Origin of the sequence: Acinetobacter sp. 1294243 (genome assembly GCF_000588015.1) — a bacterium.
Classification (GTDB): Bacteria; Pseudomonadota; Gammaproteobacteria; order Pseudomonadales; family Moraxellaceae; genus Acinetobacter; species Acinetobacter pittii.
The window spans coordinates 1-9,116 of record NZ_JFXG01000036.1; the positions used below are offsets into that span (position 1 = coordinate 1).

Annotated in this window: 11 protein-coding genes; 9 read left to right on the forward strand and 2 right to left on the reverse strand. The window is 37.6% G+C overall.

The features are described from left to right. Together J655_RS25460 and J655_RS23815 are read left to right on the forward strand one after the other, a co-directional pair. Window positions 1-433: phage tail tube protein (locus J655_RS25460; protein WP_032052305.1), on the forward strand; the 433-nt coding region annotated here is incomplete at its 5' end. Between the two features lie 69 nt (window positions 434-502). After that, the gene (locus J655_RS23815) at window positions 503-1,018 is read left to right on the forward strand and encodes a hypothetical protein (RefSeq protein ID WP_032053384.1); all 516 of its coding nucleotides are present in this window, start codon (window positions 503-505) and stop codon (window positions 1,016-1,018) included. A 290-nt stretch (window positions 1,019-1,308) separates the two neighbouring features. Here J655_RS23815 and J655_RS23820 read toward each other — a convergent pair whose 3' ends face one another. Then, the gene (locus J655_RS23820; RefSeq protein ID WP_032053385.1) at window positions 1,309-1,593 is read right to left on the reverse strand and encodes a HigA family addiction module antitoxin; all 285 of its coding nucleotides are present in this window, start codon (window positions 1,591-1,593) and stop codon (window positions 1,309-1,311) included. Between the two features lie 29 nt (window positions 1,594-1,622). Then, window positions 1,623-1,904, reverse strand: coding sequence for a type II toxin-antitoxin system RelE/ParE family toxin (locus J655_RS23825; RefSeq protein WP_032053387.1), 282 nt, complete (start codon window positions 1,902-1,904; stop codon window positions 1,623-1,625). Window positions 1,905-2,058: 154 nt separating this feature from the next. On the opposite strand from J655_RS23825, the gene J655_RS23830 reads away from it, so the two are divergent. From J655_RS23830 to J655_RS23855, 7 genes are all read left to right on the forward strand, one after another. Then, on the forward strand, window positions 2,059-2,406 hold the full coding sequence (locus tag J655_RS23830) for a hypothetical protein (protein ID WP_032053389.1): 348 nt from the start codon (window positions 2,059-2,061) through the stop codon (window positions 2,404-2,406). 62 nt (window positions 2,407-2,468) lie between these two features. Next, window positions 2,469-3,104, forward strand: a complete 636-nt coding sequence (locus J655_RS23835; protein ID WP_025466349.1) for an energy transducer TonB family protein — start codon at window positions 2,469-2,471, stop codon at window positions 3,102-3,104. Window positions 3,105-3,217: 113 nt separating this feature from the next. Next, entirely contained in the window at window positions 3,218-3,394 is a 177-nt protein-coding gene (locus J655_RS25015; protein WP_001983384.1) for a hypothetical protein, read from the forward strand. A gap of 8 nt (window positions 3,395-3,402) precedes the next feature. Further along, on the forward strand, window positions 3,403-3,726 hold the full coding sequence (locus J655_RS23840) for a DUF4236 domain-containing protein (RefSeq protein WP_032053391.1): 324 nt from the start codon (window positions 3,403-3,405) through the stop codon (window positions 3,724-3,726). Between the two features lie 31 nt (window positions 3,727-3,757). Continuing rightward, the gene (locus J655_RS23845) at window positions 3,758-4,441 is read left to right on the forward strand and encodes a hypothetical protein (protein WP_032053394.1); all 684 of its coding nucleotides are present in this window, start codon (window positions 3,758-3,760) and stop codon (window positions 4,439-4,441) included. A gap of 71 nt (window positions 4,442-4,512) precedes the next feature. Beyond that, complete coding sequence (locus tag J655_RS23850; RefSeq protein ID WP_081311979.1) at window positions 4,513-4,839, forward strand: hypothetical protein; 327 nt, start codon at window positions 4,513-4,515, stop codon at window positions 4,837-4,839. A 60-nt stretch (window positions 4,840-4,899) separates the two neighbouring features. Beyond that, on the forward strand, window positions 4,900-9,116 hold a 4,217-nt coding region (locus J655_RS23855), incomplete at its 3' end, for a tape measure protein (protein WP_032053398.1).

Below are 9,116 nucleotides of genomic sequence, written 5' to 3' on the forward strand. Positions count from 1 at the left end.
ATCGACTCGCCCTCTAGTGAGTATGCCAAACGTTGAAAAGCTACTTATTAATGGTCAGTCAATTCAAGGTAAAGCTTGTCTGCAGACACTCACCATCAACTTTAATAATAATCTGGAAGCGATCCGTTGTATCGGTTCTGGTAAGTACACGCCTGAGTTCTACTTAGAAAAAATGATGGATATTGGTGTAAATGCCAATTTCATGTTCTCAGCAACATCTGCTGCTTGGATTGATGCAATCAAGACTCGTGATGTATTTACGCTGACCTTTGATATTACCGATAGCAAGGGAAGTAAATACTCATTTAATTTCCCACAGCTTGAAGTCAAGGAAGCAAATCATCCGGATGGTGGTGGAGATGACATCATTACTGTAGATATCAATTTTGCCCAAGTGCGTACCAGTCCAACGATTGTACGAGCTCTTGTGTAATCAACTTATTCAGTAACAAAGCCTATGGAATCCCATGGGCTTTTTTATTACTAAAAATTAGAGGTTGTTATGGCTTTAAAAGTCGGAATTATTAAAAGTTCAGACGTATCAAAATGGTGTGAATACAAAGGGGTTGATGGAGAGGTACAGGCTGAGTTCAAAGTCCGTGGTATCGCTTATAAGCCTTTTCAGGTAGCTATAGAACGGGCAGGAAACCAAATCACATCCAAAGGCTATGATGTAATGGTCAAAGATGAAAACGCTAAGCTCTACCATGAGCTGTTGATGGATGCTTGCGCCGCCCACTTAATTGAAGACTGGAAGGGCGTGGTTTTTACCGAAATCGTAGAAGGTAAAACGGTCGAGTCGGAAAAACCTTATACACCTGAGAATGCCTCAAAACTTCTAAATCTAGGTGACATTGGTATTTCAATCTGGTTATTCATCAAAGAGCAGGCTCAGAAGATTCAGGAAGAAGCCGACAAGGACAAGGCTTTAATTCTGGGAAAGTCATCGAGCTCTACAAATACCAAAAAACGTATGCGTCGAAAACGCCGCACGAAATCGAACAAATCAAATTCTTAGGTGGCCGCATTCCGGATCCACCAGAATATTCTTATGCAGCTGAATCTATTCTTTCGGCATTTAGCACTATTTGCAGATCTAGGCGTTATGAGCAGGGTATTCCCTTAGCCTTGGATAATTCGGCTATCTCAGCATACTGTGAGCACTATGAATTGCCAGTCGATAGAGACATCTTTGATGACTGTATTTTTGCTATAGATAACATTTTTCTAGATGACTCACATAAGAAAATGCAATCTAGAAACTAGAAGGGTAGGTAAAAAGGAGCATTTAATTTGCTCCTTTATCTTTTATGCCATTGCTGGCGCTAAATGCTGAATCGTTGGCCGCTTATTTTGGCTGGCAATCCAAAGATCATACTGTACTTGCAAGTTTAACCAGAATTCTGGTGAGGTGCTAAGGGCTTCAGAAAGACGAAGCGCCATATCAGCTGATATGCCAGTATGGCCATTGAGGATGCGAGATAAGTTTGCACGAGTAACGCCCAATGCTCGTGCTGCGCTAGTAACTGAAATGCCCTCTAGATACTCTTGAAGAATTTCGCCAGGGTGTGGTGCATTAAACATAACTTTCATAGTAAAGCACTCCTGCGCTTAAAGACAATTTAGTGATAATCTTGATAATCCACGATGTATGCATCGCCATCTTCAAATTTAAACGTTACACGCCAATTTCCGTTTACAGTTAAAGACCAATGACCTTCAAGATTGCCTTTTAATTCATGTAAGCGCCAATTTGGTGGTGTCCTCAAGTCATAAACTGAGGTGGCAGCATTCAATGAAGCTAAAAGTAAACGTAATTTCTTAGAGTGAGCAGCTTGGATACCAGCAGTTGAGCCTTCTTCAAAGAAAGCTTGCAACCCCTTATGCTTGAAACTCTTAATCAATTGCTCATCTCTATCCGTGTAGTGTGTAGTATCAGTATACAGATATGAAAATATATTCGCAATAGCAAATTAATGACAGAATCTAGAAAAGAGATAATGAATTTTATTTATAAGAAATACACTATATTAACAATGGCTTATACTTAAAATTAATATGTTAGCAAAACTTTTATATTCATTAGGTTTAACTATTTCTCTAGTCGTATTAGTTAGCTGTTCTAAACAAGATAAAATTAAACCGCTTCCTCCTTCGGTTGAAGAGCAATATATAACTTCAAATCAGGAAATAGGTAAGATGCTTGATGCATTAAATAATCATGATGTACCAATTGATGAGAAGCGAGAGATATTGTGTAAGACATATCCAGAGGTCTATAAGAACCAATATATGCCAGCATTACTCAAGCTTTCCCCTAATGTATATACCAAGGAAACTCTTTTAAGAGATTATGAGGCTGCGATTAGTTTTTATAAAAAAGCTTGGTCCATTCATTGTGCCTAAAAATCCCTTATAATTAAAAAAAACCTTTATTCTTTTAAAAAATCACTCAATTCTAGGTCGACATGAAAAATTTAATAATTATTTTCTTAAGTTGTTTTTCCTTTTCATTTGGAACTTACGCAAGTGACTCTGATGATTATATAAGAGAGATGCCACCAAATTTAAAATGGAAGGAATTGCCTAAGATCAATATTATAGATGGGGATCTTGAAGGGTATGATAGGGTTATAACGATTTCGGCTGATGCAAATGAGAGAGGGATAATTACTCGAGCAAAAATCATTAAAAGTAGTGGTATAGATAAGTTAGATAACAAAATATTGATAGCAATAAAAAAAGCTAGTTTTTACCCGTACCAAGAAAATGGAATTTATTATCCTATAAGATTTACGCAACCAATGGACTTGAAACTTTCTAGAAAACCTAAATTTAAAAACTTTCCTGAAATTATTGTTAATAAAAGATATCTTAAAGGTCAGGAACGAAAAATTACGATCTATTCTGAAGCTGATAAAAATGGAAATTTAACTGTAGCAAAAATTCAGAAAAGTAGCGGAGTGCCTGAGCTAGATAGTTATGTATTGGAAGAGTTTCGAAAGAAAGCACAATTCTATCCTCTAATTGTTAATGGTTCTCCATTTCCTATACGAGATGTTTCACATTATATCTTTTCAGATAAGGTAAATACTTTTGATTAAGAAATAAAAATGACAAACAACCAATATAACCACCTTCGGGTGGTTTTACTTTATGTGACATTTAGTAACCAGTTTGTTAAAGTTAGTACACTTTATAACAAACGGTGAAATTCATGAAACAAGTCATTTTAAGTCTTTTGTTAGTTTTAAGCTCATTAAGTGTTGCGGAAGCAGGTAGAGGCAGACAACCGTGCTCTGGTAAGAAAGGTGGGGTAAGTCATTGCGATGGTAGTAAGTTTGTTTGTAATGATGGTTCCATCAGTGCTTCTAAAAAGATCTGCTCTAGATAGGTGATGTGATGGGATTGAATTTTAGAAAAAGTATAAAAATTGCTCCTGGAATCCGTGTCAATGTTAGTAAAAAAGGGCTATCAAGTGTTTCTGTGGGTGGAAAAGGTGCACGTGTAAATGTAAGTAAGAAGGGTACTCGCACAACAGTAGGTATTCCAGGTACTGGCTTATCTTATTCTAAGTTCTCTAGTCATACTAAGAAAACAATACCTAGTAGAGAACCTGATTTTAATAATCCAGATAATGTATGGGGTTACCCTAAATCTGAATGGATAATCAGTGGGGTTATTTTATTTATAGCTTTAATAATTTTTATTTGGATTATTAGCTAATTTTAAGGTGTTGATATTGGGTTTATTTTATATGAAAAAGATTATTTTATTTGGATTCTTAGCCTTAGGTCCATTTATGGTTGCTAATAGTGCAGATGTTACTGTCCAATATCCAGCTCTCTTAAAATTAAAACAACAAGAGCTAGGCCAGTTAATTTTTAAATTCATGCCAAACAAGGATGATCAAAATTTTTCTTGGAATTATCGGGCTAATGATCCTAATGTGATTTGGATTGATAAATCATATATCGAAACTAAATTGGATGATGGTACCTATTATTCGAGTAGAAAAGGTATTGCGAGAGTAAATGTTTTAGGCGTAAAGGGTAAATATCTAGATCATAAAGAATATGAGATTCCTTGGACGATAATATTTGAAGGAACTGTTGGTAAGTTCGGAGTTGATACAATATCTTTTTACCCTGCTATGCCAGAAAGAGATGGAGATATATGTTTTGGAGAGGGTTTTAGAGATTGTGAATTCTCCCCATTTAAGTCTTTAACTAAAGCTGGAATAAGTTTTAAAAAAATATGTGAGAGACAATTGAGTGCGGGAAATTTTGAAAAGGCTTATATTCTCAGTGCTACCAAGAAAAAAAGTGTATATGGAGTTTGGGGAGCAAGTAGTGGATCTGGCGGCTCAAGCAATACTTTTAAATTAATACAATTAGGTAACGAGAAAGAAATGTGTAAACACTTAATGGGTGGGTTGTGAATAGTATACACGGGTGTTTTTTAGATTAGTGAGCTGTTAAATTACACTCATTCATAGTAATAGGTAATTTAATGAAAAAAATACTTTTTTGTTTATTAATAGGTTGCACTAACACAGCAATAGCAGATGATGGTTCTCAAAAGCTTAAATTCTGTGAATCTATTTCGAAATATGCAGAAATCATCATGCATAATAGACAACATGGTGAACAAGCTATTGCTCCTATTAATAGAATTGAGAAGAGCTTAAAAGATCATCAGATTAAAGGATTTTATATAGCTATTATAAAAGATGCTTATAAACAACCACTTTGGAATACTGAAGAAAAAAAGAAAGAAGCAGAAACTGAGTTTGCTAACGAGGCTTTAATGATTTGCCTTGATACATTTAAAGACTAAATTATTTTAAACAAAAAACCCCGCAAAGCGGGGTTTTTTATTGTCTAGAGGAAAGTAAAGATGGCACAAGAATCCCGTTTGGTCATTGTTATTGATTCGCAAAATGCTGAACGTAATGCGCGTAATCTAGGCAATGAGCTGGATAGTATTGAACGTAAAGGAGACTATGCTTCGAAGTCTATGGATGGCTTATCTGTAGCTACTCGTGCACTTGCAGGCTATATGGCAGGATTAGTTACTGTGGGTGCAGCCATCTCTAAAATGGATGCTTATACTGGTTTACAGAATAGATTAAAGTTGGTTACCAACAATCAAGCTGAATTGAATAAAGCAACTGAAGATACTTTCCGAATTGCTCAAAAAACACACTCAGCTTGGGATTCGGTGTTACAGGTTTACCAACGCTTTAGCGATAATGCTAAGACTTTAAACCTTACTATGGATGATACTGCGCGTTTAACTGAAACCGTATCTAAAGCCGTAGCAATTAGTGGTGCAAGTGCAGAAGCTGCTGATGCAGCTTTAGTTCAATTCGGACAAGCGTTAGCAAGCGGTACATTGCGTGGTGAAGAGCTTAATTCTGTAATGGAGCAAACTCCGGCATTAGCAAAGGCTATTGCTCAAGGCATGGGGATCACCGTAGGAGAGTTGCGTTCAGTTGCGGCTGAAGGAAAAATTACTTCACAAGAAATCGTTAAAGCGCTTAAAAATGTTCAAAATGATGTAGATGCATTATTTGCTAAAACTGATATTACAATTGGACAATCATTAACTCTACTTAATAATGAAATTACTAAGTTTGTAGGCGAAGCTGGACAAGGAAGCGGCGCAGCTCAAGCATTATCAGGTTCAATTCAGGTTTTAGCTGAAAATTTAGAATCAATTTCTTATGTTGCGATCTTGGGTGGTACAGCATTGCTCACTAAAGCGATTGCAACACAAGTGACAGCTTTAAATACCAAATTAGGATCATTAGTTGCTAACAATGCAGCTACCCAATTGCAAAAGCAAAAATCGATAGAAAGTGCAAAAGCTGCCTTGGCTGAAGCTGAGGCACATTTAGCGAATGTAAGAGCAACAAATGCCGAAACACAAGCTAAATTTGGAGCAAGTGCTGCTAGCGCCAGATATGTACTTGCAGCCAATAATGTAGAGAAAGCAACGAAAGCGGTCACAGCAGCTCAGGGGAAAAGTGTTTCAATGGCAAGTTTAGTTAGAGGAGCGTGGGGCTTAATTGGTGGCCCAATCGGAGCAATCACATTAGGAGTAACAGCTTTGGCTGCTACTTATATGTATTTCTCAAGTAAATCTGCAGAAGCAACAGCAAAGTTAAAAGAGCAGGCTGAAGCGGCAAAATTAACTAAGGAAGAAATCAAGGCTCTAAATGATGAACAACGTAAGGAAAAATTAGGTGATTTAGCAGCGACAATAAATGATCAAAACAAAGCATTGGAAAAACAAGAATTAGCAGTCGGTTCAGCATTAATCAATATCCAGAACTATGCAGTAGGTAATGCTAAAGTAGCTGAAATTTCGAATAAAGCACGTCTTGGTACCATTTCCTATACTGAAGCAATTGAGCAATTAAAGAATCAGAAGATTCCTTCTGATTTAATGGATGCACTGCTCAAACAAGTGAATGCCTATGATGAAGCGGCAGAAACTGCAGCCAAGACCAAGCAAACGTATAACTTATTTGGTATAGAAGTAACGCTTGCAGGTAATAAGGCTGAAAATGCCATTGTTGGCGTTGATAAAAACACTAAGTCCTTAACTGAGAATGAAAAGGCCGCATTAGCAGCTAAAAATGCACAAAAGCAATATGCCGATTCACTGGCAGATCGAAAATTTGAAGCATTAGTTACTAAAGGTTTACTTGCTAAAGGTTACTCACCTGAACAAGTGAAGCAAATGGTAGAAACTGCAAGTTGGGCGCGAAAAAGTGGAGTAAAAGTTTCTAATGAGTTATATCAGATAGGTTTGGAGACTTTATCCATAGAGGAGCAAAACAAGAAGGTAATTGATGCTAAAAATAAAGCATTAAAGGAAAGTACTAATGAATTATCTAAACAGCAAAAACTTTCTAAGCGTCTAGTCGGTATTTCCGGTCAATCTGGTATTGGTACTGGACCTCATCTTGACGTTCGATATGGCGGCTCGATGTCTGGCCAGAAAGTTTCTAATGAACACCTGGCTCGATTACAAGCAGGTGGAAAACCATTATCTTCGTATAAGATCAGTTCAAATTATGGTCCAAGACAAGCCCCTACTAAAGGGGCTTCTTCATTTCATAAGGGTATTGATTTTTCGATGCCCGAAGGCACACCAATCACGACCAATGTCGCCGTGAAAGATATTAAGACATGGTATGACAGCAAAGGTGGTGGCTATGTCAGCGAGGTGATCTTTGAGGATGGTGTATCACTAAAACTTCTTCACCAGTCACCAAGTATGCAAAACAAGGTTAAGAGCGGAGCTAGCAAAGGCAGTGATAAAGCTTCGGGTGATATTCAATCGCAACTTGATCGTCAGCAAGACTTACAACGATCACTTGAAAATGAAGTAGCCACTGAAGTTGGACGAATTAACAATAATAGAAAGGCAAGATTGGAAGATGTTGATAAAGCTAATTTTAGCGCGGAACGAACAGCAGAAATCAAGGCGGAAATAAATCGCCGTGCCGATAATGATATCGCTATCGCTAAACAAGCTCTGAGAACGAAACTTGAGGATTACAAGGAATTCCAGAAAACCGAGGCTGATTTACTTAAAGAAAGTTTTGATCGCAAAAAGTTCAATGCATCTCATGACATTGAATTAAGTAAGTCTGAAAAGAAACAGGCAGTGGAATTGCTGGAACAGCAATATCAGCAAGAAAGCGCGCTTATGAAGTTGGCCCAAGAACAACGCTTATTTCAAGCACGTTTATCTCTGCTTTCCGAAACTCAAGCCATGCAGGAGCGATATAGACTTGAAAGGAAAGAAATCCTTAAGAACTCAAAACTTTCAATTGAAGAGCGGCAAAAGCTAATCGCATTGTCTAAAGCCACACAGGACAAAGAGACACACGACAAAGTCAATAATGCTGTTCAAAACTGGGGTGGTATCCAGGCTGATATGAATGGTTCCAGTGAGTTCTTTAGGCAGGATCAGGAACGGTTTAGCCGTTTGGGTGCTGCAAATGATCTTGCGGATAGTCAATATGCTGCCACAGATCTTAATGAACAAAATGGTTTAGATAGTCTGAATGCACAAATGGAAGCTGGATTAATTCAGCAACAGGACTTCGAAAACCAGAAAACTGCAATCATTCAAGCTGCTCATGAGCAACGAAATCAAATTTACAGTGATTATGCTCAGAACGTTAAAGATGTTGAAGACAAGTATCAACAAGATAGATTAAACGCTCAGATTGCTCTTGGTGGGCAAATGATGGGTTCAGTCACATCGATGTTTGGTTCAATGTTTGGTGAGCAATCTAAAGCATACAAGCTCATGTTTGCGGCAGATAAAGCTTATGCAATTGCAGCTGCAGGTATTGCCATTCAGCAAAATATCGCAGCAGCTTCAAAAGTTGGTTTCCCTTATAACTTGCCTTTAATTGCTGGAGCCGTTGCACAAGGAGCCAGCATTATTGCAAACATCCGGGCAATCAAAGATCAAGGTTTTGCGGACGGTGGTTACACTGGATCTGGTGGTAAGTATGAAGCTGCGGGTATTGTCCATAAAGGTGAGGTTGTTTGGTCGCAAGAAGATATTCGCCGTTGGGGTGGTGTTGGGTTAGTTGAAAACATGCGTAAGAGTTCAAGCCCTGAAGCATTTATTAATAACCACGCTACAAACAATACTTCAGTAGAAAAAGTCTTTAATCGTTCTTTCCTTAGTTCAAAAGCATTTAATGATAATCAAACGATTTCGAATATTTTTAATCAACCTATCCGAGAAAATCAGATTATTACTAAAGGCTTTGCGAACGGTGGATTTACTGGAGGAACTGTTTCAAAACCGACTGCTCCCACTCGTTCTGATTTATTTCATGACGGAAAAGTTTACTTCTCTTCAAATGGTTTAGTTCAGGATCGAACAAATCTTGAAGATGTGCAGGACTTTACCTCAGGTCAATCTCCGCGCCCTCAAGCTGAGTTTATGCCTTCAATTGAGCCTATTTCACCGACAATCAATTTTAAAATTGAAGTCATTAATCATGTGAGTGGGGCTACTGTTGAAGCTGAAAAACTGGATGAGAAAACAGTCCGAATCATCGTCAAGGAAGAACT

Coding starts and splice junctions, on each gene's coding strand:
- J655_RS23815 (WP_032053384.1), top strand. CDS start 503: ATGGCTTTAAAAGTCGGAATTATTAAAAGTTCAGACGTATCAAAATGG.
- J655_RS23820 (WP_032053385.1), bottom strand. CDS start 1,593: ATGAAAGTTATGTTTAATGCACCACACCCTGGCGAAATTCTTCAAGAG.
- J655_RS23830 (WP_032053389.1), top strand. CDS start 2,059: ATGTTAGCAAAACTTTTATATTCATTAGGTTTAACTATTTCTCTAGTC.
- J655_RS23835 (WP_025466349.1), top strand. CDS start 2,469: ATGAAAAATTTAATAATTATTTTCTTAAGTTGTTTTTCCTTTTCATTT.
- J655_RS25015 (WP_001983384.1), top strand. CDS start 3,218: ATGAAACAAGTCATTTTAAGTCTTTTGTTAGTTTTAAGCTCATTAAGT.
- J655_RS23840 (WP_032053391.1), top strand. CDS start 3,403: ATGGGATTGAATTTTAGAAAAAGTATAAAAATTGCTCCTGGAATCCGT.
- J655_RS23845 (WP_032053394.1), top strand. CDS start 3,758: ATGAAAAAGATTATTTTATTTGGATTCTTAGCCTTAGGTCCATTTATG.
- J655_RS23850 (WP_081311979.1), top strand. CDS start 4,513: ATGAAAAAAATACTTTTTTGTTTATTAATAGGTTGCACTAACACAGCA.